The sequence below is a fragment of the Amniculibacterium aquaticum genome, from assembly GCF_003852705.1.
Taxonomy (GTDB): Bacteria; Bacteroidota; Bacteroidia; order Flavobacteriales; family Weeksellaceae; genus Amniculibacterium; species Amniculibacterium aquaticum.
The window spans coordinates 1-26,325 of sequence record NZ_REFA01000009.1; the positions used below are offsets into that span (position 1 = coordinate 1).

Consider the following 26,325-nt stretch of genomic DNA (forward strand, 5'->3'; position numbering starts at 1 on the left):
TCTTTTGCATAGAGAAATTTGTAGTTATTTTTCCTCTAATATACTGAATACCAGTCTTTTAAACAAATAATTAACGCCTTTTTTTAAAGGTGTTTATCGATTTTTTTACTTTAAACAAGTTCATTATGAAAAATTTAGCTTTAGGACTGTTACTAACGGTCGGTACAGCAACAAGTGTGTTTGCTGGAAAAATAGAGGAAAAAGAAGTAATTAAAAGTGTGTCTATGGAAAAGGACTGTATCACATATCAACTTAAATCTTCATGTAATCCAAATGTTACGGATTATGATACGATTTGTTATGGAGGAAACACGGGGATTACAATACAACAAGCACAACAATGCATGATTGAAAATATGGATATGTATCATGAAGCAGCTTGCAGAAAGGTCAAATCTGAACTGATACAAGACATTAATTAATAATTAATCCAAAAAGAACTATTATGAAGAAGATTCAAGTTTACTTATTATTCGCATTCGTACTGATATCTGGTGTTTTGTATTCACAAAAAATAGATAGTACTTATATGGTTTGTTATTACAAAATGACTTTTCAAAAAGATTCTACCAATCCAAAGTCCAAATACGAAGAACTCACCGTATTGAAAATAGGTAAAGAATCTTCTATTTTTAGGAGCTATGTAAAAGAGAAGAGTGACTCAATTATCGCAGATCAGGTCAAAAAAGTTTTTGAAAAGGGTTCTAGCGGAGGTATCGCAACATACGATGCAGGAGCAGTTCCTCAATACGATTTTAAACCCGAAGTGTACAGAAATGGGAATAAAATTACTGTTTTTGAGAGGGTAGGAATGGATCGCTTCGCTTTTGAATCTCAAGAAAATATTAAATGGAAATTGCTAAATGAGGAACGGAAAATCTCGAATTTTATTTGCAAAAAAGCCATTGGAAAATACCGCAATAGAACTATTATTGCTTGGTATACTAATGAAATGAATATACCGGAAGGACCTTATAATTTCAAGAATTTACCAGGTCTGATTATAGAATTACAAGATGATAAAGATACGATTCATTTTACATTAGCCGGGTTGAAAAAAATGAAACTTCCCATTGAGCAGAAAATGAATGGTATTTACCTTACCACTTATGAAAAGTTTAAAAGAAATAGAGAAGAGTTTGCAAAAGACCCTATATCTAAATTAGCAAATACGCGAATGTTTAAGTTTCTTACTCATGAAGATCGAGAAAATTTGTCTAAATCTCTTAAAAGTGAAAACAACCATTTGGATTAACCCTCATCGTCATAATTATAATGTTGTGACGATTTTTTTAGGTTGAATTTTTAACCAAAAAAATCCTATATTTAACCTATAAATAAAAGGACTGTTCCATGGTTTCCATCATCAATTCCATACTCGACAACGATTTTTATAAAATCACCATGCAATGTGCAGTGGTCAAATGTTTCCCCAACGAGAGGGTGAGGTATCAATTCATCAACCGTGGGCATCATGTTTTTCCGGATGGTTTTGCCGAAAAATTGCAGGAAGCTGTAGCCGAAATGGCCAAGTTGAAAATGACCAATGAAGAAAAAAAATTCTTGCAAAAAACCTGTCCCTACTTGGATTTGCCTTACATCGATTTCTTGGAAGGTTACCGTTACGACCCGACAGAAGTGAACATTTCGCAACACGGATCCGAACTTTCGGTAGAGGTAGAAGGGCTTTGGTACAGGACCATCCTCTGGGAAGTGCCTTTGCTTTCGATCATCTCCGAAATTTATTACGATCTCACCCATCAACAACGATGCCTGGATCTGGAAGTGAAAAAAATAACGGAGAAAAAAGCCGAAATTATGGAAAAATTGGGCGTTACCTTTGCCGAATTTGGCACCAGAAGACGGCATTCCTACAAGGTTCAGGATTTGGTGCTCAGTGAGTTGAGCCAAGAGAAAAACCACTTTTTTATTGGAACTTCCAATGTTCATTTTGCCATGAAATACGGTGTGAAACCCATTGGTACTCATGCCCACGAATGGTTCATGTTTCATGCAGCCGTTTTTGGTTTCAAAATGGCCAATCAAATGGCGCTGGAAAATTGGGTCAATGTCTATCGCGGAGATCTGGGTGTGGCGCTTTCCGATACCTACACCTCGGAGGTTTTCTTTAAACAATTTGATAAAAAATTTGCAAAACTTTTTGACGGTGTCCGTCATGACAGCGGAGATCCTTTGAATTTCGCCGACCAGACCATTAGGCATTACCTTTCGCACGGCATCAATCCCATGCACAAATACATTATTTTTTCGGACGGACTCAACATTCAAAAAGTTCAGGACATCACAAAATATTGCCAAGATAAAATCGGAATTTCCTTCGGGATCGGTACGCATTTGACAAACGATGTGGGACTAAAACCCATGAACATTGTGATGAAAATGGTTGGGGTAGAGTCTCACAACGGCGGTTGCATCCCCACGGTAAAACTGTCCGATGAAAAAGAAAAATACACCGGAGATCCCAAAATGATAGAGCTTGCCAAAGTATTTTTAGGCATTAACAATTGATTTTTTAAAATGAATTTTCTGGCACATTCCTTCCTGTCCTTTTCCGACGAGCAAATCGTTGGACAGTTTCTCAACGATCATATCAAGAACAAAGATCGGTTGACCTTGCCAAAAGGGATTTTTCAAGGGGTCGTTTTGCACAGATCCATCGATTCATTTACCGATAGCCATCCGGAAATTTCTGAAGCCAAAAAGATTTTCGCGCCCTTGGTTAGGTTGTATTCCGGAGCTTTTGTCGATGTGGCAATGGATTATTTTTTAGCGAATGATCCTAAAATTTTTTCGCCTGAAGATTGGAAAAACCATGCGGAAAGGGTCTATGCAGTTTTGGAAAATTATTTGGATTTTTTTCCTGAAAACTTCAAAAACATTCTGGATAGGATGAAGTCCGACAATTGGCTGTACAATTACAGAGAAGATTGGGGAATTGAATTTAGCCTAAAAAATGTCTTGAACCGTGCGCGATACTTGGATCGAGGTCTTCCTGTTTTTAATGTTTTTTTAGAAAACAAACCTCAATTGAAAGAGCATTACGATGCTTTTTTTCCGGACTTACAAAAACACATTTTTGAGCTGAATGAAAGCTTCTAAAAATCCTTTGATAAAAAGGTTTTTGGATAGTTCAGTCTGTCGCTTTTTCTTTTCCCGTTCACGATAATGTGGATGATGTTCATCTGGTCATCGTATAAATTATAGATAAAATTGGTGCTTACTTCTACCTTTTTTGGTGGGGTAGTTGTGCTGCTTTCCATGTAGATTTCCACACTTTCCTTGTCTTCTTCATAACCCAAGTAATTTAGGCTGATGTTTTTTTGGTTCGCTTTTATCTTTAATGCATTCAGACAATAGTTTTTTAAAGCCTCGTTCATTTCTTTTTCGGTTTTTTTATTCTGAAACTGAAGGTGTTTGCCGCTTTTTTCAGACACGGCATTTTCCAGGTCATCAATAAAAAAACGACCGGTGATCTCAAACGATTTCGATTTGTTGTTGTAATTTATTTCCACAGACCCCACATGATACGGATGAGGTTGGAACGAAGTTAGCGAAAGACAGAAAAAACCAAAAATAACAATTTGAAGGAATCGGAACATGATGTGGTTATATAAAAAACAAAAATAATCATTATTTTCGTACCCGTTTAAGTAATCAGATCAATTTAAACTCGTATTTTCATCTAACATCTATTTTATGCAAGATTTCCTCATGTTTCTTCGTTTGGGTTGGGAGCACATCATTTCTATGGATGCTTTGGATCATCAACTTTTTGTTTTGGTTTTGGTGGCAGTATATTCGTTCTCCGATCTCAAAAAAATATTGATTTTGGTAACGGCTTTCACCATTGGTCACTCCATAACTTTGGCGTTGAGTGTTACCGATCTGCTAAGAATTCCAAGCGATTGGGTCGAGTTTCTCATCCCGTTAACCATTGCACTGACCGCCCTAGACAACATCTTGATGCGAAACAAACAAAACCAATTGATGAAGCTTAATTATTATTTGGCACTGCTTTTCGGGTTGATCCATGGGATGGGTTTTGCAAACACGGCAAGAATGATGCTTGCTAAAGAGCAGAGTCTTTTTACTCCGCTTTTGGGCTTTAATATTGGATTGGAGTTGGGTCAGATTTTTGTGGTGGTGATCATCTTAATTGTACTTTTTGTATTGTTAACTATTTTTAGAGTCAATAAAAAAGATTGGATCATGTTTGTATCCTCCGGAGTTTTTGCCCTGGCTTTACAAATGTGTTTGGAAAGAATTCCAGCTTAATTCATTTGAAAGAGGTGTTTTTCCTATTTTAAATAGGTTTTTTGACTGTTTTAATTAAGATGAAAGAGTAGTAATTTTGGTTGTACAAAAACCAATGTTATGAAAACAACCTTATTTATTTATGCTTTTATGGTCTTGGGATTTTTATCTTCTTGTAGAAGCGATGACCCGACACCTGTGCCTGTTGTTTATCCTGAGGAAAATTCATTATCTGGTTTAATGACCTCAACGGGATTTGATCAAAAGAACACCGATATGGGAATTGTTGGTACTTATTTTGAGTACGGAATGGTATTTTCACCATCTTATAATGGAGTTTTGAAGTCTTTTGTTATTAATATTCCAAAAGCAGAATCCAATGTACGAATTACTTTGTGGGATACAACAACCATGACCGTAGTTCATTCCTTGACAATAGCTTCGGTAGCCGCCAACACAACCACTTATGCTACACCGTCAGGACCCATTGCTTTGGCAAAAGATAAAAAATATACACTGACCATGAACACCTACTCCTATCATTATCGTGAACGGAACGATGGAGCTTCAATTACCTATCCTATTGCTGTTGGTAGTATCGTTTATCACAATTATGTTTGGGATTCTGGAAGTGCTCAAGTCTATCCGGCTTCTACGGCAAATTTCTATTACGCAGGAGATTTAAGTTTTATTTACCAAAGAACCAATTAGAGCTGTATTATAGAGAGCAAAGGCTGTTATCCCATGGGTTTAACAGCTTTTTTTATTGTTACTAAGCCAATATTTACTCATGAGATTTATCATAAATTGTGTAGTTTTGTTGTCTTAATATAATTTTATGAAAATAGCCAATCTGTTAGCAACTTTAATGTTTGTCTATTGCGGAGCGCAAAATATTCAGAACAATCCAGGGAGTAACCATGGAAATAAATTTGAACAATTGGGAATTATATTACCCACCCCAAATGTTTATCGCTCGGCTTCTGGAGCACCTGGACAAGGGTATTGGCAAAATAGAGCCGATTATTCCATAAAAGCCTATTTGGATGAAGATAAAAAAATACTGAAAGGCTCAGAAACCATAACTTATTACAACAATTCACCGGATAATTTGGACTACCTTTGGTTGCAACTGGATGAAAACCAACAGTCCAATGTTAAAAATGCCGATTTCGGTTTTTCTTCTTATCTACCAAAAGAATCCAATGTCGAAAAACTTAATGTTTCTCAGCTTCCTGCAAAAGATAACGGCTATGGAGTTAACTTGCACAAAGTCGTAGATGCCAATGGTAACAAATTGCCTTTTGTGGTCAACAAAACCATGATGAGAATTGATCTTCCAAAGTCTTTGAAGAAAGGAGATAAATATGTATTTTCTATCGATTGGAGTTATAACATCCCCAACCGTATCGAAAAAGGAGGTCGTGGAGGCTATGAACATTTTGCTGAAGATGGCAACGATCTTTTTACCATAACCCAATGGTATCCAAGGATGTGTGTGTACAGTGATTTTCAAGGTTGGCAAAATCATCAGTTTACAGGTAGGGGAGAGTTTGCTTTGGCTTTTGGAGATTTCAAGGTTGAGATGGATGTTCCTGCAGATCATTTGGTGGCCGGAACAGGGGTTTGTAAAAATTATTCGGAAGTGCTTTCTGCGGCTCAATATTCAAGATATCAGCAAGCTGAAAAATCTTCTGAACCATTGGAGATCGTAACCTTAGAAGAAGCGAATAAAGCCGAAAAATCCAAATCCAAATCCAGAAAAATATGGAAATTCGAAGCAGATGAGGTTAGAGATTTTGCATGGACTTCCTCCAGAAAATATATTTGGGATGCGATGAAGGTTGTAATCCCTGAAAACAACAATCAGGTGATGGCAATGAGTCTTTATCCAAAAGAAGCTTACGGTTTGTACAGGAAATTCTCCACTAAAGCTGTGGCACATACCATAAAAACCTATTCGGAATTTACCATTCCATATCCGTATCCTGTAGCGCAATCTATAGAAGCTGCCAACGGAATGGAGTATCCCATGATTTGTTTTAATTATGGTCGAACGGAGAAAGACGGAACCTATTCCGAAGCCATAAAAAACGGAATGATCGGAGTGATTATCCACGAAGTAGGACATAATTTTTTCCCGATGATCATCAATTCCGACGAGAGACAATGGTCGTGGATGGACGAAGGCCTCAATACTTTTGTGCAATTTTTAACCGAATACACTTGGGATCCAGAATTTCCGTCAAGAAGAGGTCCGGCTTGGGCCATTGTCGATTACATGAAACTTCCAAAAGATCAGTTGGAACCCATCATGAGCAACTCAGAAAACTTAGCACAATTTGGTCCCAATGCCTATGCAAAACCGGCTACAGGACTTAATATCCTTCGGGAAACCATTATGGGCAGAGAATTGTTCGATTCTGCATTTAAGACTTATGCCAAACGATGGGCTTTCAGACATCCAGAACCGGCAGATTTTTTCAGAACCATGGAAGATGCCAGCGGCGAAGACTTGGATTGGTTCTGGAGAGGTTGGTTTTTCGGTACCGATCCGGTCGATATTTCTATCGATAAAGTAAGCGTAGCAACACCGGATTTGGCAACCGTACCAAGGGAGGCTAGAACGATAAAATATAAAGTAGAAGGGCCACAGAGAAACAATTTCGAGGACATTTCTAAAAAAAGAAATTTGGCCGATAAAAATCTCAAATATTATGTAGATGAAAATAAAGATCTTCAGGATTTCTACTATCAATACATGAGAGGCCAGAAAAAAGTGGATGCCAACAAAGAGTATTCTTTTGAAACGGAAGCTTCTTCTCCATTGACCAAAGCAGATCAAAAAAAGTTTGAAAACATTCGTGCTTATCAGATAGACTTCACCAACAAAGGAGGGATGGTAATGCCAATTATTTTGGAATTTACTTTTGACGACGGTTCAAAACTTTATGACAAATCGTCGGCACAAATCTGGAGACACAACGAGCAGAAAGTTTCTAAAACCTATGTTTTCGATAAAAAACTGAAATCGGTGCAGTTGGATCCCATGAGGGAGACCGCAGATATTGATATCAATAATAATTTTTGGTCCAATGATGGATTGGACGAAGCCAACGCTTCGAAATTCAAACTCTTTAAGCAAAAGCAACAAAATGCTGCAAGAGGAGCTTCCAACGGAAAAATTAATCCTATGCAAGCTGGGAAATAGTAAAGATAAAACCGCTACTTTTTGATAGCGGTTTTATTATTATTAGTGGCTTAGTTCTTGAATCAGTCTTTTAAACAAAATGCTTGATTAAGGTGTATTGGGCTTAGCATATATGCGCTATCAACAACTGTTTTCATCTCCATCACCAATGTAATATTTCCACAATTTTTGGTTGTAGATGTGATGACTTTAAAATCACCATTAGTAACATTGGTGGTTCTCACGATCGATGTGGATTCTGAAGGATTAATTATTTGTGGGGCTCCATCCAATTTGAGCTCAGTAAATGTTCCTCCTGATATACCTAATGTATATTTGTACATGAAATTGTCCACTGCAGAGAATTTTCCTAAAATAGGATCTCCTTTTTTGAAGTGTACACACTCACCTTCGTCATTAATTTTCAATGAAATTGAAGGTATTGTATTGTCCATTTGAATTATTTGTGAGTCCAAACTTCCATCTTCATGTTCAATGACAATATTCAATCGATCGCTGGATCCTGGTGAGAATAATGCCAATTGACTGGTAATGTTTAGATTGTATGGTTGATAGGTGTAATAATGTGTTGTTGGATCTGGATTGATTACAGAATGAACAATATTGCCAGAGGCATCATAGCCTATAAGGTTCAGAGGATCATTGATATAATTAAATGAACCATTGGTCATGTTGATAACTTTTATTCTGTACTTCATTCCTGTAAATGGTGCAGAAACACCATGAATGGCAATTTTACCCATAAATCGGCTTCCGCTGATCACTGGATTTTGGTTGATTTCAAATTTAGCTGAAGGTAGTGTGAGTCCAGTTACGCTGTCGATATTGTCTGCAGAGATACCACCTACAAGGATAAGTTTAGGATTCTTGCCAATCCAATTTTTAGGAGAAAGTTGAATGTACGATTCTTTAAAGTTTCCCCAATATGGAGTGTCTAAACCTGTAGGTTCCACATTCCATGATAATACAGCTCTTACTTTCACTACTTTTGGATTTTGACAAACTTGCTTAAAGCTTGAAAAATCATAGGGTAAAATGGCAGAATAATTCAGCCCTTTGTGATCGGGAATGTCATGCAGGTTCACTATAGAAGTGCCAATTTTTTTCCAAGTACAATGGGTAAGTTCATCCTGAATCCAAAAGGTTACATATTCTTTACTACCATTGCTACAAAGATTTCCTCCATAACCAAAATTTTTCTTGGCTGTAAATGTAGCAATCAAAGCTTCATTATGATAGTCCAAAGCAACACAGCCTATTTCTTCGTAGGAAGTATTGCCTTTTGATGCCAGAAGATCAGTTAAGGCTTTTGTATAATCCAATTTGTTTTCTGAAAATACCAAAGAAGAATTTTTGATCAAATTGACATCTTTTGTGAAAATTGCTTCTGCCAAAAATTTGAAACCAGCTCGTTGGGGTTCTACATTTGCTTTCGCAGTTTTGTACTCCGATATGAGTTGACTAAAACTGGTTTTGTTTGCTGTTAATAAGGCATTGGCTTCTTTAAGGCTTTTGGTTGCGAGTGGATTGTTTGCTACCAAAGTTTTCAATGGAATGGTTGGGTTTAAAATGGATTTTTCAAGTATCGCTGTAATGTTCGGATTGATGGTTATCAATTTTATAGGTTTAATTTGAATTTGAGCTTCCTTAACATTGCCCCAAACATATCCAGGTTGTGCCAAATTAGGATCGTTTGCAGGAGGTATCGTTTGCCAAAGTAAGACCGCTTTCATTTTTGGTAAAAATGGTTTGGCGCAGCCTTGGTTTTTTGGGTTGATTTTTAAGCGAACTGCAAACTCAATAGGTTTCTCTATTTTTTTATCACAATCATTGGTGTCCAAGATATCGTGTACATTTACACCAATATATCCTTGATCTTGGTATCCTCCACCAAAGTCAACATAGAATCTAACATATTCTATAGATCCCTTGGTGCATAGGTTTCCACTATATCCTGATGATTTTTTAATTTTAATAATGGCTGTTAGTTCTTCAGAATTAGGATTGTAGCCTATGCAACTCAGTTCTTCATAATCTGTATTGAATTTTTGTTCGAAAAATGCAATAGGAGTTAAAAGATTTAGTTTAGTCTTGGATGCAATATTGGCCATAAACATTGGCGTCTCAATTCTTGCATCAATCAATTGTTTTTCGTTTAGTTTAGTTGGCATTGTGTTTTTCTTTTAAATGTTATGCTTGATTTGTATGTGTTTTAGCGCTCACATTTTATTTCGAGAAACAAAGTTAGTGGATTTAGAAAGGGTATAAAAAGTGTTTTTAACGGTTTTGATATCGTGAAATCACCCATTGTTAGGATTGTTTTTTTGGTATAAAAGTGAAGAAGAAATATGAAAAACTGCCAAAATTTCACTTTTGCATTTTGTTTTTCTGCCAAATAGTGTAGTAGTTTGGGACTTATTTTTATGGCATGGATTTAGAGAATTACTGCACAGAAAATTTAATTTAACAAAAAAAGATAATATATGTCAGTAAATTTTAAACCATTAGCAGATAGAGTGTTGGTAGAGCCTGTAGCTGCAGAAACGAAAACCGCTTCTGGAATCATCATTCCGGATACTGCAAAAGAAAAACCACAAGAAGGGATTGTTGTTGCGGTGGGTCCTGGTAAAAAAGACGAACCAACGACTGTGAAAGTAGGCGATAAAGTGCTTTATGGTAAATATGCAGGTTCTGAATTGAAACTCGAAGGTAAAGATTATCTGATTGTGAAAGAAGGAGACCTACTAGGAATTTTGGGATAAAATTGTACCGTGTACAAAGTGAAATGTACATTGTATTTAAGGAAAATTAAAATTTAATATAAAAAGTACTTTGTACATGATACATCGTACATTAATACAACAAAAAAAATGGCAAAAGAAATAAAATTCGATATTGAATCTAGAGATGCCCTAAAAAGAGGGGTAGATGCATTGGCAAATGCTGTAAAAGTAACTTTGGGACCTAAAGGTAGAAATGTAGTCATTGAAAAATCTTTTGGTGCTCCGCATGTTACCAAAGACGGAGTTTCTGTAGCAAAAGAAATTGAGCTGGAAGACAAAGTGGAAAACATGGGCGCCCAAATGGTGAAAGAGGTTGCTTCTAAAACCAACGACATCGCCGGTGACGGTACAACTACCGCTACGGTTTTGGCTCAAGCCATCGTAAGAGAGGGACTGAAAAATGTTGCTGCAGGTGCCAATCCAATGGATCTGAAAAGAGGAATTGACAAAGCGGTTACGGCTGTGGTTTCTAACTTGAAATCTCAATCGCAATCCGTAGGCGATTCTTCTGAAAAAATTAAACAAGTAGCGTCCATCTCTGCCAACAACGATGATACCATCGGTACTTTGATCGCTGAAGCTTTTGGGAAAGTAGGCAAAGAAGGGGTAATTACTGTTGAAGAAGCCAAAGGTACAGACACTACTGTTGATGTGGTGGAAGGTATGCAATTCGACAGAGGTTACCAATCTCCTTATTTCGTGACCAATCCTGAGAAAATGGTGGCCGATTTGGAAAATCCATACATCCTTTTGGTGGAGAAAAAAATCTCTTCCATGAAAGAATTGCTTCCGGTTCTTGAGCCTGTTGCACAACAAGGTAAAGCTTTACTCATCATCTCTGAAGAGGTTGAAGGTGAAGCGTTGGCAACTTTGGTGGTAAATAAATTGAGAGGTTCTCTAAAAATTGCTGCTGTAAAAGCGCCTGGTTTTGGCGACAGAAGAAAAGCCATGTTAGAGGATATTGCAATTCTAACAGGGGGTACAGTAATTTCAGAAGAAAGAGGATTTACCATGGAAAATGCAACCATCGATATGTTGGGTAGAGCCGAAAAAATCTCCATTGACAAAGACAATACAACCATTGTAAACGGTGCTGGAAACGAAACCGAAATCAAAGGTCGTGTAGCTCAAATTAAAGCTCAAATGGAAGCGTCAACTTCCGATTATGATAAAGAAAAACTTCAGGAAAGATTGGCTAAAATGGCCGGTGGTGTTGCGGTACTTTATGTAGGTGCAGCGTCTGAAGTGGAAATGAAAGAGAAAAAAGACCGTGTTGATGATGCCCTACATGCAACAAGAGCTGCTGTAGAAGAAGGTATTGTTGCTGGTGGAGGTGTAGCTTTGGTTAGATCCATCGCATCTTTGGATAGCCTAAACGGTGAAAACCAAGACGAAACGACCGGTATCAAAATCGTGAAAAGAGCAATTGAAGAGCCGTTAAGACAAATTGTTGCCAACGCAGGTGGCGAAGGTTCTGTAATCGTTGCTAAAGTAGCAGAAGGATCTGCCGATTTCGGTTACAATGCAAAAACCGACGAGTATGTAAACATGCTGGAAGCGGGTATTATCGACCCAACAAAAGTAACCCGAGTAGCTTTGGAAAACGCAGCTTCTGTTGCCGGGATGTTGCTTACAACGGAATGTGTGATTACCGAACTTCCAAAACCTGAGGCTGCTATGCCACCAATGGGTGGAGGTATGCCGGGGATGATGTAAAATATACCTCAAAAACAAAATAAAAAATCCGTTCTGTAACAACGGAGCGGATTTTTACCCACTTAAAAAATTTCAAAACCAATTATAAAATAATTAAAATGAGCATCGAAAACAATCATGTAGTGACCCTACACTACACTTTGAATACCGTAAACGAAAACGGAGAAAAAACCTTTATCGAAGAAACTAAAAAAGAACAACCTCTTACCTTTTTATACGGTGTGGGAATGATGTTGCCAAAATTTGAAACCGAAATAAACGGAATGGCAGCAGGTGAAAAAAAATCATTCACCGTTTCTCCAGCGGAAGGCTATGGCGAAAGAGTAGAAAACGCATTTACACAATTGCCGGTAGAAATGTTCGAACAATCCGGAATGCCACCGGTAGGGGTAATCTTGCCTTTGCAAGACCAAAACGGAAACCATGTTTCGGCAACTGTTTTGGAGGTGACGGACGCTGCAGTTACTGTAGATCTTAACCACCCAATGGCGGGTAAAACCCTTAATTTCGACATCGAAATCGTAGATCATAGACCGGCAACAGAGGAAGAACTTTCTCACGGTCATGCTCACGGAATTGATGGTCAATCGGGACACTAATTATCGCTTAATCACATTTAAAATCTGCATAAAATTTAATTTTTATGCAGATTTTTTTTATTTTATTCGGGTTATGAAATGCTTTATTCCAGCTTCATAAAGTACAAATCAATTTCGTTAGCCCAAAAATCTTTTTTTATTTCTAAGAGCTTGAATCCTTGTTTTTCATAAAATTTATATGCAAACTGAGAAGTTCTCACTGTAATTTGTTCAAGGGTATTTATAGACTTCAGCAATTGTATTCTATGGTCTAACAATTGTTTTCCCAACCCTTTTCCATGGTAATCCACTTGGATGAAGTCCCAACTTATTTTGCCAATCTTCATATCTGAAGAGAAGTTGATGCCGCCAGCACCTATTATTTTATCATCTTGTTCTATTACAAAATATTTTTCAATTTTATTGTCGAGATATTCTTTATAGTCCTCAATTTCGGTTTCGTCAAAATACTGTGGTACATTGCTTTTTAAAATGTTGATCAGGATTTCTTTATCATGAATTGTGTATTCCCGAATGAGTGCGCGGTCTTTCATAGATTTTTTAGTGTAATTTTTTTCAGAATACCGTTGTCGGATTCTAGTGGTTTTCGGTATAATTTTTAAAATTGTTCAATATGGCTTGCCAACCTTGTTGTTGTAATTCAAGACTATTTTCAGCTTCCGGGTCGAAAAGTATTTCTACAAATGTTTCAGCCCCTTGTTCTTTAAAAGTAACTGTTGCATGTCTACCACCAAACTCATACGAAAAATTTTGTTTGGGATTTACCGCTGTGTAAACCGCTTCAAAATCGAACCCAAAACTACCATCTTTGGCTTCCATTCTTGACTTATAAATACCTCCAATTTTCATATCATTTTCTGCAATTGGGCAGTGCCAGCTTGGATCGGCAAAGTTCCAATTGACTATATGTTTCGGACTGTTGTAATAGTCCCAAACCTTATCCAATCCTGCTTTTATATGGGTTTGAACTTTGATTTTATTTTCCATCTTTTTTTATTTTAGTTTGAAACCTGACCTTTGCAGTTTGGATTGTAATCTATCATCCATTCTATGCCGTATTGATCTCTAAACATTCCGAAATACGAACCCCAAGGGCTATCATCCATTGGGCATTCTATAGCACCACCGGCGGAAAGTCCGTTGAATAATCGATCGGCTTCTTCTTTACTTTCAGTAGCAAGAGAAAGTTTGCTTCGATTTTCATTTTCATTGACTGTTCCCATGAATGTAGGAACATCGTTGCCCATGAGTACATTGTGTTTTCCGATAGGCAAAGCAATGTGCATAATTTTGTCTGCTTCTTCTGGATTGCTGGGCATATCCGGATTACTGGGTAAATCTTTGAAACGAACCAGAACGGCAAATTCGCCACCAAAAACAGATTTGTAAAAATTAAATGCTTCTTCGGCATTGCCGTTGAAGTTGATGTGTGGATTGATTAAAGGCATTGTTCTATTTTTTATAGTTAATGAATATTAAGCATCCGGGATATTGGGTTCTACCAATTTTTTTAGCTTGTCTAAACACTCTTGCCAACCTAAATAGCAGAACGCAACAGGGATAGCATCAGGAATATTTTCTTGAAGAATATTAATTTCAGTTCCACAAATGACGGGATTAAAGGTTATAGTGGTGATCATTTGACCGGGAAGATTGGGATCATCAAACTGGTCAACAAATTTTATGATTTTATACTTCTCGATTTCCAAATACTCCCCATGAAATGGTTGCTTACTCCCTGTAGAGAAATTGGTGAAAGCCATTCTGAATTTTCCTCCCACTTTAAAATCCATTTCTTGTATCGTACAAATAAATCCATAAGGAGGATACCATGCAGCTAAAGCATCGGCATTACTAAATGCTTTAAAAACTTTTTCTACTGGAGAGAGAAACACTCGATGCAACTGAACTTGATTTTTCATTTTTTCATTTTTTTATTTCCGCAAAATTTTTTCCATTTTTCTTCCTTTTGCCAATTCATCAACAAGTTTGTCCAAATATCTGGCTTTTCGGGTAAGTGGATTTTCTATTTCTTCTATTCTGTATCCGCAAATGGTTCCGGTGATTAATGAGGCATTAGGATTCAATTGAGCATGGTCAAAAAAAGATTGAAATGTAAGTTTTTCATCAATCAATTCTTGAATTTTTGTGGCGTTAAACCCCGTGAGCCATTCTATCACTTCGTGCAATTCCTCAACCGTTCTGCCCTTTTTTTCTACTTTGCTTACATAATGTGGATAGACCGATGCAAAGGTCATCTTGGCAATTCTTTCGTTATGTTCCGGTGTTGTTTTCATTTTCTTTGTCGAGGTTTATTTTTTCTAATTTTCCTTTCCTCTTTACCAAATTTTTATAATCCCACTGTATGTTTTTGGATTTCTCTAACCAGCGTTGGAGTTCCTGCTCATCAATTTCATTACTATTGTTGTAGAAGATTGAGGCATCTTTAAATTTACCTGTACCCATTTTCAATTTTTCTTCTTCGAAATCTGCTCCACTCCAAAACATCAATCTGATCCCTGCTTTTTGTTTGCTATATCCCACGATAGGATTACCATTTATAAACCATACCGGGTGGGCATGCCAGATTTTAAAATCAGCCATGGTTAAGTTTTGCCGGATGATACGCTCCAATAAATTACAAAGAATTTGGTCATCATCAGATAAGTTTTCTACATAAGATTTTAGGGTATTGGACATTGGTCTAAATTTTTGAACCATTTTGCATTTTTGGGATTTCTGTGTGGGCAACCCGGCCAACAGCAAGGTTTCTTTTTGCCATCTTTCAAATCTGCTACCATTCTTTCCAGATGTTCTTCTCTGGTTTCTTGTTTTTTTACAAGGCTTACCCAACAAATCCATTCATTGCGTTGTATGGGTGTGAGCGTATTCCAAAGTTCGACTAAGGACTGGTCTTGCGAGAGCATTTCCTCAATATCTTTGGGTATTTCATGAAAAATACTTGGGGAAAGAGATCGGTTCATGATGATATATTTAATCAAAATTACTAATTAATTGCTTTATTTAACTGAATTATTTTAATAAAAGCGTCGTATTGAGAGGCTGTTTTTATATTTTTGCGATAACTAACTATAAACAAAAATTTATGAAGAAATTGTTATTTTCTGTCGGTATATTGCTGTGTGCACAAAGTAATGCTCAACAAAACAATGAAGTTGAGTCTGCCGAAAAACAAAAAATGAACATCATCAAGTCCAATGTAACTGCTTATGCTTTCAGAAATATCAATTTATCCTATGAAAGAGCGATAACCTCATGGTTTTCAGTTAATGTAGGATTTGGGACAATGCCAGAAGGGGAAATTCCGTTTTCATCATCCTTTTTAAAGGGAGAAGCCGAAAAGGAGATACAAAATGTAAAAGTTGGCCTTACCCACTTTACAGTGGAGCCTCGTTTTTACATAGGAAAAGGCTATGGAAAAGGGTTTTACTTTGCGCCATATTTTAGACATAGTAATTTTTCTACCAACGATTTTCATTTTGAATACGATTATGAAGCCGCTCCAGGAATCTCATATACTGTTCCTTTAACTGCTAAAGGAAAAGCATCAGGAAATTCAGCAGGCTTAATGGTTGGAGCACAATTTTTCCTTAATAAAAAACAAAATTTTGTATTGGATTTTTGGATCTTAGGGGCGCATTACGGTAGTGGAAATGGCGATTTTACTTTGGTGAATGCTCTAGGTCGTCCGCTAACTCCACAAGAGCAACAACAGTTGAAATCAGAGTTGGAAAATTTAGATATTCCGATGGTGAAGTATAAAGTGACCACAAATGCCAACGGTGCAGATGTCGCTTTGGATGGTCCATGGGCGGGGTTTAGATCTGGACTTTCTTTAGGGTATAGATTTTAATTCTTTTTATTAACTAATTTTAGAAAAAGCCATGAATTAATTTCGTGGTTTTTTATAATTGTGTTAATATTACTTTGTTTGCTTTTCTGAATTTGTTAACTTAGATTCATCAATTGGATTCTTTAGTACAATCATTAATTCTAAAATTATCTTCTATGAAAAGTCAAGTTGTTTTGCTTTGTTCTACCTTGGTTTGGAGCATTGCTGTACCCGCTCAAGTGCGATTAAATAATTCGAATAAGGTAGAAAGGATAAAGAATGCTAACGAAATACGATTAAGTTCACCCCAAATTACGAATCTCAAAAATCAGTTTGATGTCGGTGTTTCTGAATTTTATTTTGCCAGTCAGAGTATTTCAGACCCGGATTGTAAAGGGGCGCATTGTTGGGTTTGGAGCTATGAAACCTCTGTTTGGCGTAATCTAGATAAAGATACAAACAATAAAGACTGGACCGAGATGGTTTTTTGGAGGAAAATCCCCAAAACAGCAGTGTATGGAAAGTTCGAAATCTCTACTTCTCCTTTTTCTGGTAATGATGATACTATTGTACAATCAGGAATTGTTGAAACCAATGGGCAAAATGAACTGAAATTCAATATTCCATATTCCGTAAGTAATGAAAGGAAAAGTACTCCAAAACCCGGTGATCAGGTTACGAGAGTCAAGCCAGGAGAGAACCAAGAGATCAAGCTTTCTAATGTATATAAAAATCTTATCAAAAACAATCCGTCTCCAATAGTTAATCCCGTGTACTTTGTGAGGATAACTCCTTTGGATGCCTCTAAAAATCCTATCGGCATTAGCTCTAACAGCATCAGTCTCACTCAAGTATTATACAAGTTTTACAATCCTCCTAAAATAACCTATGATCGCTATAAAGATTATGTAATAACCGGGATTAACTATGTACCGGTACAACAGCCTAATGGGAATTTTATGGGTTGCAACATTGTGACAAGCTATAATCCGGATTATTTTGGAAATAGTCCTGTTGGTATTAATTTCGCCAGAGATTTTCAAAAAGCATTTCCTATTGGAAGTATGATATGCCCTGATCATTCCAGAGAAGAATCTTCTTGGTATGAAAAAGCATTTAATGGGGTGACGGGTTTTGCCATTAGTCTTGTCAATGGTGCAGCGGAATTTTATAACAGTTCTAAAAATTATGTAAAAGGAGAAATTGCATCTTCGGTTTGTTCTGTGGCACCTTCTGGTGTACAATCGGAATGCGAATTTGCTGCCGGTGCAGCTTTTGACGGAGCTATGATTGCTGCGGGAATTCCGCCATCTTTACCCAATACCGACGATCTTATCCAAATGGCAGAAGGACAAATTGTAGATTTGGCTTGTGACCAAATTGAACAACAATATTCATTTCCTATTCCGGAATATGCCAGAGAAAAAGTAAAGAATGAATTTCACCAAGAACTGAAAAATTCTGCCAGTAAAGGAACGGTCAATTGTGGTTTTCTAAATGTTAAACCTCATCCTGAGAGTCAATTTAGAACGGCCTATTTAGTAATAGAAGTGACCAAAGTGAGCAATCGCTTTCCAGATACTAAAAATATTGTTTTCTCAATTGAAAATCAAAGCGAAAGAAAAGATATTTATTGTGAAAATTGCAGTCCTGGATTTAGTTCTAATACTTTGAAATTCAATCAGTTCGAGGAGGCGTTTGTTAGGGTTCCAAACTTGGAGAATGTTGGGGACAAAACCAAAATTTTAGTGGTATTAAAACCACAAGAAAGTTGGGTGGATAGAGATCCTAAAACCAATAAAATACGATCGATTGGGAAACCATTGCCATATAACGAATTTGTGACTCCTGTCAGTCCTACTTATGAAGGGGCAACCCATTCTGAGGGGTTTTACACTCTCAATACCAAAAGTCAACTGACTTTCAAAATAAGTAATTTGAAAATAGCAGATGGTGTAAATACGGTTTTCAATCAACCTTAAAAAAAATAACAACCCTTTCTTTGGAGAGGGTTGTTATCTGTTGCGCTACCGTGTAGGCTTAGTTGTGTTTTTTTCTGTAAATGGTTCTGTCCAATTGCCGGTCTTGTTTTGCTATTTTAGCCCGTTCAACTCTTGTTATGTGTCCATCTTTCAAAGCTGATTTTTTAGCTTGTTTCACATCTTTAGCTTGCTTATTGATGGCCACGACTTCTTTAGGTTTTAGTTCGCCGGATTTTATCCCTTGTGCTACTCTGTGTCGTTCACCTCTCAAGTTGAGGTCTTCTTTTTGTTGAGCAAAATTCATTATCGAAGATAATAAAGCAATGCTTAAAATTAAATTTTTCATAATAGTTGATGTTTTGGTTTTCAATTAATATGATGAACGATGCAAGTTAAAGTTAAATTGTTTTAAAAAAAAAACTGAGCAAAAAGCTCAGTTTATCGTTGTGGAACAATTAGGTTAATGTCCTTGTTCATTGAAACTGATCATCCAATTGATGCCAAATTGATCGGTAAACATTCCGAAATAGTCCCCCCAAAATGTGTTTTCCATAGGCATGGTGACCAGTCCATTGGCGGAGAGTCCTGTGAAAAGTTTATCCGCTTCTTCTTTTGATTCTGCCGTTACAGAAACTGAAAAATTATTGCCTTGTACAAATTTCGGTGCCCATTCTCCTCCAGTGTCACTTCCCATTAGAATAGAAGTACCAATAGGTAAGCTTACATGCATAATCTTGTTTTGGTCCTCATCAGAGATTTTGCATTCTTCATTTTCAGGCATTTCTCCAAATTTTCCCATGAAGGTAAATTCACCACCGAAAACAGATTTGTAAAAGTTAAATGCATCTTCGCAGTTGCCATTAAAGGTTAAGTAAGTGTTAGTTGTTGCCATATTATTTGTTTTTTGATTGTTGCAGTTTTATTTAAGCTTCGGATATTCTTTTTAGTTCATCCAGTGCAAGTGGAAACGATTGATCCATGTATTCGGAATATTCGTCTAAAATCTCCATAGTGATGCAGAGTTCACAATAAGTACCATGATGGATTATTTCATATTTTTCTAGAGCATTGGTCCATTTTTCAGATTCAGAGTCTAGAGGCATTTCCTCAAAATTTTTTATTTCACCAATGTGCAAAAAAGAGACTTCTCGATTTGGAATTAAAGAATTTATGGTACTGTACATTCCGCCACCTTCAGGATTTAGAAAGTGTATTCTATTTCCCACTTCCATTGCTTTGGTTTTGTAATAGGAACCGGGGCAAAATGGAGCCGTCCATATTTTATATTTTTCTTCATCCAAAAGACAGTTCCAAATTTTTTCTGGACTTGCATTTATATTTGTTTTGTAAGTTAATGTTTTCATATTTTTTCATTTTTAGATTTTAAAAATAACATGGCAATCGCCACGGTAATTATTCCCATGCCGATTGCACCGATAGCGCCTTGTATGGCATAGTTTTTATAATTAAATTGTTCTTGTGCTGCCTCTGTTGTCGGGTAATAACCTAATTCAACCGATCGTTTGATCACATTTGGGAAGTATTCGGGACTGATTGCATAAGAGGTGAACCATTGAGTAATTGGACTTAATAAAGCAATAAATATTGAAAGTATCAAGCCGGAAACAAAGCCTTGCCTGTAAGTCATTTCTCCTTCGTAAAAATTTTTCTTTTTATCCTTCAATTCCCCAATCATCATTAAAATTGCTGGAATCGCAAATAGGTTGGTGAGGTACAAGTGATAGTCGATGTATTGATCGTGTAGGCCGGAAGCCTTCTCTAGTACCATCCAGATCAAACCCACAATAGAAAATAGTACGGCCCATTTTATTTCAATTGAGATATTTTTTAACATAGTTCTTTTAAGTGTAAAAATAGTGATAAATTAAACAGTATTTGATTTTTTTTTGATTTTTTCTGCAACACGCGTTTTCAGCAGCTTTGTTTATCGATTCATATTTTACTTCATTTTTTTTGTTTTCGGTTCGTTTATTTTATTCAAGCCTACCAATTTTAGGTGTTTTGAATGGCTTTTTGGACTTGTTGTCACAGCGTGTTATTTTTGTTTATATTATTTAAAATGATATCGAAAGCCAAAGAAAAATCGTATTCCTTGGTTTGATGCATAAACATAAGACGGGTCGAAACTTAAAGCATAAGGATTGAGTGGGGTAGAGACAATTTGTCCTTGTGCATCATAATTAACATTCTGATCAAATGGGTCTTCGCTTCTAGAAATGATGAAATCGGTATTTTTAACTTTTGCGGGTGTCCAATTTAATATGTTTTTTATCCCACTGTACACTTCAAAGTTCTTGAAGCCGTTATAAGTGAATTGTATATTTTGTACCGACCACCATGGTGAGAATTCGGGTCTAGGATCCAATTTCCCTAATAATGGCAATTGCATCGGGCTGTAGAGGTTTCCGGTGTAATCTACAGTCGTGTTGATGGCGAATATTTTATACGAAGCCGTCCAAGTTCCGGTAAATTTTTCGGTGAGAAGTGGCCTTCTTTTTTCTTTGCCTTCGGTAATGGTATTGTCCATCCAAGTAGCACCCAATATTAGTTTGATGCCACAGTTCCAATTGAGATCCAAATTTGCACTCAAGCCTTTGCTTTCGGCATGTCCAGACAGATTTGTGTAGATGATTTTGTTGGGATCTGTAGAATAATCGGGTACAATTTTATTGTTGAAGTAGGTGTAAAAAACAGTAGCATCCAGATTGATGGAACTTCCTGCTCCCAGTTGTACTTTACGAACATAGTTCAGGTTGAGGTTGTACGATTTTTCGGGTTTTAAATCTTCCAAAATAAGAACATCTCTTGATCCGGTGAGCGCCGCATGATCTTCGGTGAATAAATTCACCACCCGAAATCCTGTTCCCGCATTTAGGCGAATCATATTTTGGTTAAATTTCCATTTATAAGCCAATCGAGGAGTGAAAATGGAACCGTGATGATTGTTGTAATCGTATCGAGCGCCTAAAAGGAATTGATGATTGGGGTTGAGTTTAATTTCATCTTGAATAAAAATTCCCGGAAGCCAAGTTTTTTCGGGCTGATTTTCAAAATTTATACTTGCCGTTGCTGGACTGTTGTCATCGTAATACGAGTATCGAAGAGCGGCTCCGCCCAAAAGATCATGTTTTCCAATTGTTTTGTCCCAAGTTATTTGGTTAAATACAATTTTCTGATCGGCATCAAATACCGTAGTTCCATATCGGCTATCTTGTAGATGGTTGATGATGGAAAATCCCCAAAAAAGTTTCTCGTTGGTCGGCAGTTGATAATTTCCCAATACTTCTACACGATTGGTGTAGATGCTTTCCCCATAAATTTTATTGCCACCACGATAGGACTTGTTCCAGCGGACATCGCCTCCCCAACGATCTTCGTAGGAATAACGAGCAGCCAATGAAAATAAACGGTTTTCTTTTCGTTCAAAATTCCATTTCTGAAAAATAGAAATTCGATCTTGCAAGGTAACATCGGTGAAACGATCGTTGTTTTTATCGTAAATATTTTGAAAATTAAAATAGTTAACTCCTGTTAATACATTTATTTTTTTGTTGAATTTAAACTGAAAACCAAGATCCACATTGTATTCGCCCCAAGAAGTAGCCATAATGTCTGTAGAAATATTGTTTTTGTTACCCGGTTTTTTGGTGATGATGTTGATGAGTCCTCCCACAGCCTCGCTTCCATAGAGTGAAGATGCAGGTCCTTTTACCACCTCCACCCGTTCTATCAAAGAATTGGGTATGCCCGAAAGTCCATAGACCGATCCCAACGCCGAAACAATGGGCATCCCGTCGATCAAAACCATGGTGTACGGACCTTCCAATCCATTGATGTGTATGTCGCCTGTACTGCAAATGTTGCAGTTGAGCTGAGGTCTGACTCCGTTGATGTTTTGTAAGGCATCGAATAGGCTGGGACTTGGATTTTTTTTGAAAAATGTAGCGTTGTATATTTCTACCGGAACGGGACTGTCCAATCGTTTCACAGGTTTTAAGGTTCCTGAGATGACCACTTCATCAACTTCTGAAGTTTTTTCTTTTTTTTGAAAGTTGAAATTCTCCGTTTTTATTTCATTGGGTTTCAATACAACGGTCTTGTTGATGTTTTCAAACCCTTCCATTTCGGCTTTTAATTGATAGATTCCAGGCTCTAGATTTTCAAAACGATAAAATCCTAAACGGTCCGAAGTTGTTGAATCTACACTTGAATTTAGTGTAATTTTTACCGATCCACTTTGATCTGCTTCGGCTATTAATTGTCCCTTTATGCTTGCATTTTGTGCAAATAAAATAGAATACGCAAGTGAAATAATGAACAGAATTAATTTTTGAGAGGGTTTCATTTGTTTGTCTTTAGTTTCATTTGCAAAACTAATAAAGTTAGATAAATCTAACAAATGTTTTTTTATTGAAACTATATAAAAAAATCCGCCTCATTTCTGAAACGGATTTTGTGAATTGAATTTAGAGAAAATTAAGGTTTCCAATAGGACCATACCGAACCGTTGAATACGGCCAATCTTTTGGCGCCGTCTTTTTTAATGTACACCATCATCCCAGGTGCCGGACTGATGATGTCGTTGGTGCTTTCTACCTGAGGCAATACCATAGCTTTTGTTGATGATTCCAAAACCAGAACACCGTTGGCTGTTGTAGAGCTCGATCCAATGATGGCTCCTTTGGTTGTGGACTCAGTAATGGTGTTGGGTTGTATGTTCAACGCGGTTCCAAGATTTCCATCTCTGCCACTCAGGTCAGTCCAGCTGGTGCCGTTGTAGAATTTTACTCTGGTGTTAGAAGGGTTTCTAGCGTCCAAAGCAATGGTTCCGGCTTCCATTTTGGCATTTACCGCCGGAGCGGTCAGGTCTTCTGTGATGTAAGGCAAAATGATGCCTTTGTTTTGGTTGGCCGCAAACTCTAGCAATACCGATGTTTTGTTAGATGCCGTGCCGGTTTGATCCCCAATGATGACTTGTGAAAAAGCCATTCCGGAAATCATGAGTGATATGCTTAATATTAAATTTTTCATTTTTTTTTATTTTAAATAATAAAATGTCATTTGTATAAAGTTGAAGCACAATGTACAATGATTTTTAAATTCGGTTCTAGCTGTTGGTTGAATTGTGAAACCAACAATCAACAACCATTAAGGACAGGCTGGTGTGCTGAAACAATTCCAGCTTCCTACAGCGTCAGCATTGTTTTTAACAAAAATTTTCAAACACTTGGCTGTGGTGTCGTAGATGATCATTCCGTCTTGTGGATTGGTAATGTTGGCCAAATCTGCCGTTGCCATTCTGGTTGGCACAAAACCTTGCTTGTTGGATTCCAAAGCGATGTGACCGCCTTTTCTCACCATTGGCCAGTTTTCTCCATTTGCTCCTGATCCTGCTCTTTTTAGTAAAGTAATACCTGCTTTGGTGTCTAGCACTGTTCCGGTAGTGTTGGCTGGGTTGTAGCAGATACAAGAATTCACTGATGCGTCATTCGAAGAACCTACGCTTTGTCCAGTTGCATTGTTGTATCCTATTGGTGTCGGTGTTAGTTGAGGTACACCATTAGCGTCAACACAAGTTCCATTGGCGCAAAGATTTTGGTTGGCAGCTGTAGATCCTGTTCCTACGGTTACCGTTCCGCCTGCTGTTACCAATTGGGAATTGTCTATGGATGCTCCACCTTCGATAGCGTCGGTACAACCGTCGTTGTCAGAGTCTAGATCCAAGCTGTTTTTGATACCGTCATTGTCTTTGTCGCAGTATAGTAGAGGTGTTAAAACAATGTTGTCTATTCCAATATCATTTCCCGAACTTCCGTTAGGTTGGAAATTGTTTATTAAAATGTTAATTGCGGTAGAGGTTGCTTGGAAATTTAACATAATTCTTTTCCATACATCATCATTTTGAAGATTAAGTGCTGTGGTGTCGTATGAAGCAAGTTCGACATTGGTTGTGGCATCTTGTATCACCAATTTGAAATTTGGTTTATCTGAACAACTGTTACACAATCCAGCAACATCAATTCTGAATCGATAGTATTTTCCAGTATTTACCGCAATGTTATTTTTTCTCCAAATGGCTTTGTCGATAAAATTTGGTGAATCGATATTGATGGCTAAGTACCTTCCTGCGGTGCTTCCATTGGTTATGTCTGGATTACCTGCATCTTTATGACCTGTTAAATCGGTTTGTAACCAAGAGCCACCAAAGCTAGAAGACGATCCTACGGCATAATAACCGTCTCCTGGAGTAGGAGTTGTGTAGGTATGTCCAATTACATCTGAGTTTGTTGTAAATCCTCCGGTTCCAAAATCTTCTAAGAATAAATGGGTTCCTTCTGTCATTTCGTTTAGGGAGCAATTGTCTTCATTGGTATCCAAGATCCCATCATTGTCATCGTCCAAGTCTATGTTGTCCGGTACGCCATCACCATCGGAGTCCAAGCAATCATTAGCGGATGCGTTTTTTGCTAAACCAGCGGGTTGTCCCGTTGCTCCATCATTGTCCGCTGCTCCTCCAGGATTGACCAAATTGGGTACTCCTGTCGCATTGATGCCACCGTGTGCGTTGATGTTGATGCTTCCATCTGGGTTTAGTTGGTTGAGGCTTACATGATCATTTCCTTCGATAGCATCAAAACAACCGTCACCATCGGAGTCCAAGTCGTAAGCATCAGGATATCCGTCTTTGTCGGTGTCAAAATTGTCATTAACTCCATCGTTATTGGAATCTACAAATCCCGGAAAGTTAGGATCCGAATAGTTGGGTGTACCATCGGTGTCATCATCTCCGTCTGGGCTGTATCCGTTGTGTCCTTCATTAATATCGAGGATACCATCGTTGTCATCATCCAAATCTACGGAATCTCTTAGTCCATCGCCATCCCAATCCAGTAGGTCGTACATGAGCTCGCACCCAAAGCCATCATTGGAACCGCTTGCATTGGCTGTAAAAACTTTGTAGAAATTAACTGTGGAATTGTTGAAATTGTTTTCAATATCATCGACACGGAAGATCTCACCACTGCCGTTGTTGAAAGCGTAAAAATTACCATTTAGATCTTGCCAAGTAGCACCCCAAGCGCCGCTTATCGCAGGAGCAGTACCGCTGTGTCCGGTTAAGTTTGGGATTTTAGTAGTTACTGTTCCGGGGCTGTTGATGTTAACTCTTGTGATTGTCCCATTGGTTCCAGATACGCCATATACATTGTTTCCAACTCTGGAAAAGTCGTTTCCTAATACGGATGCCGTCAATGTAATTTGTTTGTTTGGCGAGGTGCTTACATTTAGATTATGCCTTGTTGTTGGTGTAGCAAAAGTTAACCCAGTTACATCAAACATGGTAAGCATATTTCCATTGATGAAACCAACGAAATTGTCATAAGCAAATAGGGTTTGGTTAAAGTCAACAGTTCCATTGATGGCGATCTCTCCAATTTTTGCAAAATTATTGGCAGGATCAAAAACATATAAAACTTTAGATAAGGAACCACCTCCAGGGTTAGAATACACCAATTGAGTTTTGTAATTGTATGCTGAGTTATCAGAACTTGAGTTATCTACTCCTTGCAAAGTACCTATTGTGGTAAATGTTCTCGTAAATTGATTGAATTTTCTGACATCTGTTTTAGATGTAGTCGTATTTCCAGCAGTTTGGTACAGTGTTCTCACGGGACCACAAATTGCAGGTGCATTTTGGGCTTTTGCATTGATCGCAGAAACGAGCAAGATACTCGAATAGAGAATAAGTTTCTTTTTCATTGATTATTTAAGTTATAGTTTAATTTTTTTTATTTTTTCTAGTTTATTACTTTATTTGAGATGGATATTTCCATTTCAAAAAAAACAGATTCACTCCATCAAAGAAATCACTCGGTGTTACTGAGTG

The 26,325-nt window shown here is 37.3% G+C and carries 28 protein-coding genes; 12 read left to right on the forward strand and 16 right to left on the reverse strand.

Features of this window, described 5'->3' with window-relative positions:
* Positions 1-125 precede the first annotated feature (125 nt).
* The 4 genes from EIY84_RS05230 to EIY84_RS05245 all read left to right on the forward strand — a co-directional run bounded on the left by EIY84_RS05230 (position 126) and on the right by EIY84_RS05245 (position 3,120).
* Positions 126-422, forward strand: a complete 297-nt coding sequence (locus EIY84_RS05230) for a hypothetical protein (RefSeq protein ID WP_124640901.1) — start codon at positions 126-128, stop codon at positions 420-422.
* A 23-nt stretch (positions 423-445) separates the two neighbouring features.
* Positions 446-1,255, forward strand: a complete 810-nt coding sequence (locus EIY84_RS05235) for a GLPGLI family protein (protein ID WP_124640903.1) — start codon at positions 446-448, stop codon at positions 1,253-1,255.
* A 98-nt stretch (positions 1,256-1,353) separates the two neighbouring features.
* On the forward strand, positions 1,354-2,529 hold the full coding sequence (gene pncB, locus EIY84_RS05240) for a nicotinate phosphoribosyltransferase (RefSeq protein ID WP_124640905.1): 1,176 nt from the start codon (positions 1,354-1,356) through the stop codon (positions 2,527-2,529).
* 9 nt (positions 2,530-2,538) lie between these two features.
* Positions 2,539-3,120: an acyl carrier protein phosphodiesterase gene (locus tag EIY84_RS05245; RefSeq protein WP_124640908.1), complete on the forward strand. Its 582-nt coding sequence runs from the start codon at positions 2,539-2,541 to the stop codon at positions 3,118-3,120.
* On the opposite strand, the gene EIY84_RS05250 is transcribed toward EIY84_RS05245, so the two are convergent.
* Complete coding sequence (locus tag EIY84_RS05250) at positions 3,117-3,620, reverse strand: DUF6702 family protein (protein ID WP_124640910.1); 504 nt, start codon at positions 3,618-3,620, stop codon at positions 3,117-3,119. The genes EIY84_RS05245 and EIY84_RS05250 overlap by 4 nt on opposite strands.
* 97 nt (positions 3,621-3,717) lie before the next feature.
* Here EIY84_RS05250 and EIY84_RS05255 point away from each other — a divergent pair, with 97 nt between their 5' ends.
* The 3 genes from EIY84_RS05255 to EIY84_RS05265 all read left to right on the forward strand — a co-directional run bounded on the left by EIY84_RS05255 (position 3,718) and on the right by EIY84_RS05265 (position 7,486).
* Complete coding sequence (locus EIY84_RS05255) at positions 3,718-4,296, forward strand: HupE/UreJ family protein (protein ID WP_124640912.1); 579 nt, start codon at positions 3,718-3,720, stop codon at positions 4,294-4,296.
* Between the two features lie 99 nt (positions 4,297-4,395).
* Complete coding sequence (locus EIY84_RS05260; RefSeq protein WP_124640914.1) at positions 4,396-4,986, forward strand: DUF4082 domain-containing protein; 591 nt, start codon at positions 4,396-4,398, stop codon at positions 4,984-4,986.
* 127 nt (positions 4,987-5,113) lie between these two features.
* Positions 5,114-7,486 carry a M1 family metallopeptidase gene (locus EIY84_RS05265; RefSeq protein ID WP_124640916.1) on the forward strand — a complete coding sequence of 791 codons (2,373 nt, stop codon included), beginning with the start codon at positions 5,114-5,116 and terminating at the stop codon, positions 7,484-7,486.
* A 62-nt stretch (positions 7,487-7,548) separates the two neighbouring features.
* Here the strand turns inward: EIY84_RS05265 and EIY84_RS05270 are convergent, their stop codons facing one another.
* Positions 7,549-9,657, reverse strand: coding sequence for a hypothetical protein (locus EIY84_RS05270; RefSeq protein ID WP_124640918.1), 2,109 nt, complete (start codon positions 9,655-9,657; stop codon positions 7,549-7,551).
* Between the two features lie 312 nt (positions 9,658-9,969).
* Here EIY84_RS05270 and EIY84_RS05275 point away from each other — a divergent pair, with 312 nt between their 5' ends.
* The 3 genes from EIY84_RS05275 to EIY84_RS05285 all read left to right on the forward strand — a co-directional run bounded on the left by EIY84_RS05275 (position 9,970) and on the right by EIY84_RS05285 (position 12,584).
* Positions 9,970-10,248 (forward strand): co-chaperone GroES, encoded by a 279-nt coding sequence (locus EIY84_RS05275; RefSeq protein WP_124640920.1) that lies wholly within the window; start codon positions 9,970-9,972, stop codon positions 10,246-10,248.
* 108 nt (positions 10,249-10,356) lie between these two features.
* Positions 10,357-11,985, forward strand: a complete 1,629-nt coding sequence (groL, locus tag EIY84_RS05280) for a chaperonin GroEL (RefSeq protein ID WP_124640922.1) — start codon at positions 10,357-10,359, stop codon at positions 11,983-11,985.
* A gap of 98 nt (positions 11,986-12,083) precedes the next feature.
* Positions 12,084-12,584 (forward strand): FKBP-type peptidyl-prolyl cis-trans isomerase, encoded by a 501-nt coding sequence (locus EIY84_RS05285; RefSeq protein WP_124640924.1) that lies wholly within the window; start codon positions 12,084-12,086, stop codon positions 12,582-12,584.
* A gap of 83 nt (positions 12,585-12,667) precedes the next feature.
* Here the strand turns inward: EIY84_RS05285 and EIY84_RS05290 are convergent, their stop codons facing one another.
* From EIY84_RS05290 to EIY84_RS05320, 7 genes are read right to left on the reverse strand one after another with little or no spacing between them, the layout of a single operon-like run.
* On the reverse strand, positions 12,668-13,117 hold the full coding sequence (locus tag EIY84_RS05290) for a GNAT family N-acetyltransferase (protein ID WP_124640926.1): 450 nt from the start codon (positions 13,115-13,117) through the stop codon (positions 12,668-12,670).
* 43 nt (positions 13,118-13,160) lie between these two features.
* Positions 13,161-13,571 (reverse strand): SRPBCC domain-containing protein, encoded by a 411-nt coding sequence (locus EIY84_RS05295; RefSeq protein ID WP_124640928.1) that lies wholly within the window; start codon positions 13,569-13,571, stop codon positions 13,161-13,163.
* A gap of 11 nt (positions 13,572-13,582) precedes the next feature.
* A complete protein-coding gene (locus EIY84_RS05300; RefSeq protein ID WP_124640930.1) occupies positions 13,583-14,032 on the reverse strand; it encodes a VOC family protein in 450 nt (149 codons plus the stop codon).
* A 27-nt stretch (positions 14,033-14,059) separates the two neighbouring features.
* A complete protein-coding gene (locus tag EIY84_RS05305; protein WP_124640932.1) occupies positions 14,060-14,506 on the reverse strand; it encodes an SRPBCC family protein in 447 nt (148 codons plus the stop codon).
* Between the two features lie 12 nt (positions 14,507-14,518).
* Positions 14,519-14,881: a DUF2200 domain-containing protein gene (locus EIY84_RS05310; protein ID WP_124640934.1), complete on the reverse strand. Its 363-nt coding sequence runs from the start codon at positions 14,879-14,881 to the stop codon at positions 14,519-14,521.
* Complete coding sequence (locus EIY84_RS05315) at positions 14,859-15,284, reverse strand: DUF1801 domain-containing protein (RefSeq protein ID WP_124640936.1); 426 nt, start codon at positions 15,282-15,284, stop codon at positions 14,859-14,861. The genes EIY84_RS05310 and EIY84_RS05315 overlap by 23 nt, the downstream gene beginning before the upstream one ends.
* Entirely contained in the window at positions 15,269-15,568 is a 300-nt protein-coding gene (locus EIY84_RS05320) for a YdeI/OmpD-associated family protein (protein WP_124640938.1), read from the reverse strand. The genes EIY84_RS05315 and EIY84_RS05320 overlap by 16 nt, the downstream gene beginning before the upstream one ends.
* 122 nt (positions 15,569-15,690) lie before the next feature.
* On the opposite strand from EIY84_RS05320, the gene EIY84_RS05325 reads away from it, so the two are divergent.
* Positions 15,691-16,458 carry a DUF3575 domain-containing protein gene (locus tag EIY84_RS05325; protein ID WP_124640939.1) on the forward strand — a complete coding sequence of 256 codons (768 nt, stop codon included), beginning with the start codon at positions 15,691-15,693 and terminating at the stop codon, positions 16,456-16,458.
* A gap of 155 nt (positions 16,459-16,613) precedes the next feature.
* The gene (locus tag EIY84_RS05330; RefSeq protein ID WP_124640941.1) at positions 16,614-18,419 is read left to right on the forward strand and encodes a hypothetical protein; all 1,806 of its coding nucleotides are present in this window, start codon (positions 16,614-16,616) and stop codon (positions 18,417-18,419) included.
* A 58-nt stretch (positions 18,420-18,477) separates the two neighbouring features.
* Here EIY84_RS05330 and EIY84_RS05335 read toward each other — a convergent pair whose 3' ends face one another.
* The 7 genes from EIY84_RS05335 to EIY84_RS05365 form a co-directional block, all read right to left on the reverse strand.
* Positions 18,478-18,765 (reverse strand): hypothetical protein, encoded by a 288-nt coding sequence (locus tag EIY84_RS05335; RefSeq protein WP_124640943.1) that lies wholly within the window; start codon positions 18,763-18,765, stop codon positions 18,478-18,480.
* 114 nt (positions 18,766-18,879) lie between these two features.
* Positions 18,880-19,311: a VOC family protein gene (locus EIY84_RS05340; protein WP_124640945.1), complete on the reverse strand. Its 432-nt coding sequence runs from the start codon at positions 19,309-19,311 to the stop codon at positions 18,880-18,882.
* Positions 19,312-19,342: 31 nt separating this feature from the next.
* Positions 19,343-19,783 carry an SRPBCC family protein gene (locus EIY84_RS05345; protein ID WP_124640947.1) on the reverse strand — a complete coding sequence of 147 codons (441 nt, stop codon included), beginning with the start codon at positions 19,781-19,783 and terminating at the stop codon, positions 19,343-19,345.
* Positions 19,780-20,274 carry a DUF4199 domain-containing protein gene (locus EIY84_RS05350; RefSeq protein WP_124640949.1) on the reverse strand — a complete coding sequence of 165 codons (495 nt, stop codon included), beginning with the start codon at positions 20,272-20,274 and terminating at the stop codon, positions 19,780-19,782. The genes EIY84_RS05345 and EIY84_RS05350 overlap by 4 nt, the downstream gene beginning before the upstream one ends.
* A gap of 216 nt (positions 20,275-20,490) precedes the next feature.
* The gene (locus EIY84_RS05355; protein WP_124640951.1) at positions 20,491-22,785 is read right to left on the reverse strand and encodes a TonB-dependent receptor; all 2,295 of its coding nucleotides are present in this window, start codon (positions 22,783-22,785) and stop codon (positions 20,491-20,493) included.
* A 131-nt stretch (positions 22,786-22,916) separates the two neighbouring features.
* On the reverse strand, positions 22,917-23,471 hold the full coding sequence (locus EIY84_RS05360; protein ID WP_124640953.1) for a hypothetical protein: 555 nt from the start codon (positions 23,469-23,471) through the stop codon (positions 22,917-22,919).
* 117 nt (positions 23,472-23,588) lie between these two features.
* Positions 23,589-26,198 (reverse strand): DUF6923 family protein, encoded by a 2,610-nt coding sequence (locus EIY84_RS05365; protein WP_124640955.1) that lies wholly within the window; start codon positions 26,196-26,198, stop codon positions 23,589-23,591.
* Positions 26,199-26,325: the final 127 nt, after the last annotated feature.

Excerpts from the sequence above, each read along its gene's own strand:
- EIY84_RS05315 (WP_124640936.1), bottom strand. The coding sequence starts at position 15,284 with ATGTCCAATACCCTAAAATCTTATGTAGAAAACTTATCTGATGATGAC.
- EIY84_RS05305 (WP_124640932.1), bottom strand. The coding sequence starts at position 14,506 with ATGAAAAATCAAGTTCAGTTGCATCGAGTGTTTCTCTCTCCAGTAGAA.
- EIY84_RS05300 (WP_124640930.1), bottom strand. The coding sequence starts at position 14,032 with ATGCCTTTAATCAATCCACACATCAACTTCAACGGCAATGCCGAAGAA.
- EIY84_RS05310 (WP_124640934.1), bottom strand. The coding sequence starts at position 14,881 with ATGAAAACAACACCGGAACATAACGAAAGAATTGCCAAGATGACCTTT.
- EIY84_RS05320 (WP_124640938.1), bottom strand. The coding sequence starts at position 15,568 with ATGAACCGATCTCTTTCCCCAAGTATTTTTCATGAAATACCCAAAGAT.
- EIY84_RS05295 (WP_124640928.1), bottom strand. The coding sequence starts at position 13,571 with ATGGAAAATAAAATCAAAGTTCAAACCCATATAAAAGCAGGATTGGAT.
- EIY84_RS05345 (WP_124640947.1), bottom strand. The coding sequence starts at position 19,783 with ATGAAAACATTAACTTACAAAACAAATATAAATGCAAGTCCAGAAAAA.
- EIY84_RS05255 (WP_124640912.1), top strand. The coding sequence starts at position 3,718 with ATGCAAGATTTCCTCATGTTTCTTCGTTTGGGTTGGGAGCACATCATT.
- EIY84_RS05365 (WP_124640955.1), bottom strand. The coding sequence starts at position 26,198 with ATGAAAAAGAAACTTATTCTCTATTCGAGTATCTTGCTCGTTTCTGCG.
- EIY84_RS05265 (WP_124640916.1), top strand. The coding sequence starts at position 5,114 with ATGAAAATAGCCAATCTGTTAGCAACTTTAATGTTTGTCTATTGCGGA.
- EIY84_RS05360 (WP_124640953.1), bottom strand. The coding sequence starts at position 23,471 with ATGAAAAATTTAATATTAAGCATATCACTCATGATTTCCGGAATGGCT.
- EIY84_RS05230 (WP_124640901.1), top strand. The coding sequence starts at position 126 with ATGAAAAATTTAGCTTTAGGACTGTTACTAACGGTCGGTACAGCAACA.
- EIY84_RS05335 (WP_124640943.1), bottom strand. The coding sequence starts at position 18,765 with ATGAAAAATTTAATTTTAAGCATTGCTTTATTATCTTCGATAATGAAT.
- EIY84_RS05355 (WP_124640951.1), bottom strand. The coding sequence starts at position 22,785 with ATGAAACCCTCTCAAAAATTAATTCTGTTCATTATTTCACTTGCGTAT.
- EIY84_RS05285 (WP_124640924.1), top strand. The coding sequence starts at position 12,084 with ATGAGCATCGAAAACAATCATGTAGTGACCCTACACTACACTTTGAAT.
- EIY84_RS05350 (WP_124640949.1), bottom strand. The coding sequence starts at position 20,274 with ATGTTAAAAAATATCTCAATTGAAATAAAATGGGCCGTACTATTTTCT.
- groL (WP_124640922.1), top strand. The coding sequence starts at position 10,357 with ATGGCAAAAGAAATAAAATTCGATATTGAATCTAGAGATGCCCTAAAA.
- EIY84_RS05340 (WP_124640945.1), bottom strand. The coding sequence starts at position 19,311 with ATGGCAACAACTAACACTTACTTAACCTTTAATGGCAACTGCGAAGAT.
- EIY84_RS05235 (WP_124640903.1), top strand. The coding sequence starts at position 446 with ATGAAGAAGATTCAAGTTTACTTATTATTCGCATTCGTACTGATATCT.
- EIY84_RS05275 (WP_124640920.1), top strand. The coding sequence starts at position 9,970 with ATGTCAGTAAATTTTAAACCATTAGCAGATAGAGTGTTGGTAGAGCCT.
- EIY84_RS05290 (WP_124640926.1), bottom strand. The coding sequence starts at position 13,117 with ATGAAAGACCGCGCACTCATTCGGGAATACACAATTCATGATAAAGAA.
- EIY84_RS05325 (WP_124640939.1), top strand. The coding sequence starts at position 15,691 with ATGAAGAAATTGTTATTTTCTGTCGGTATATTGCTGTGTGCACAAAGT.
- EIY84_RS05245 (WP_124640908.1), top strand. The coding sequence starts at position 2,539 with ATGAATTTTCTGGCACATTCCTTCCTGTCCTTTTCCGACGAGCAAATC.
- EIY84_RS05250 (WP_124640910.1), bottom strand. The coding sequence starts at position 3,620 with ATGTTCCGATTCCTTCAAATTGTTATTTTTGGTTTTTTCTGTCTTTCG.
- EIY84_RS05270 (WP_124640918.1), bottom strand. The coding sequence starts at position 9,657 with ATGCCAACTAAACTAAACGAAAAACAATTGATTGATGCAAGAATTGAG.
- EIY84_RS05260 (WP_124640914.1), top strand. The coding sequence starts at position 4,396 with ATGAAAACAACCTTATTTATTTATGCTTTTATGGTCTTGGGATTTTTA.
- pncB (WP_124640905.1), top strand. The coding sequence starts at position 1,354 with ATGGTTTCCATCATCAATTCCATACTCGACAACGATTTTTATAAAATC.
- EIY84_RS05330 (WP_124640941.1), top strand. The coding sequence starts at position 16,614 with ATGAAAAGTCAAGTTGTTTTGCTTTGTTCTACCTTGGTTTGGAGCATT.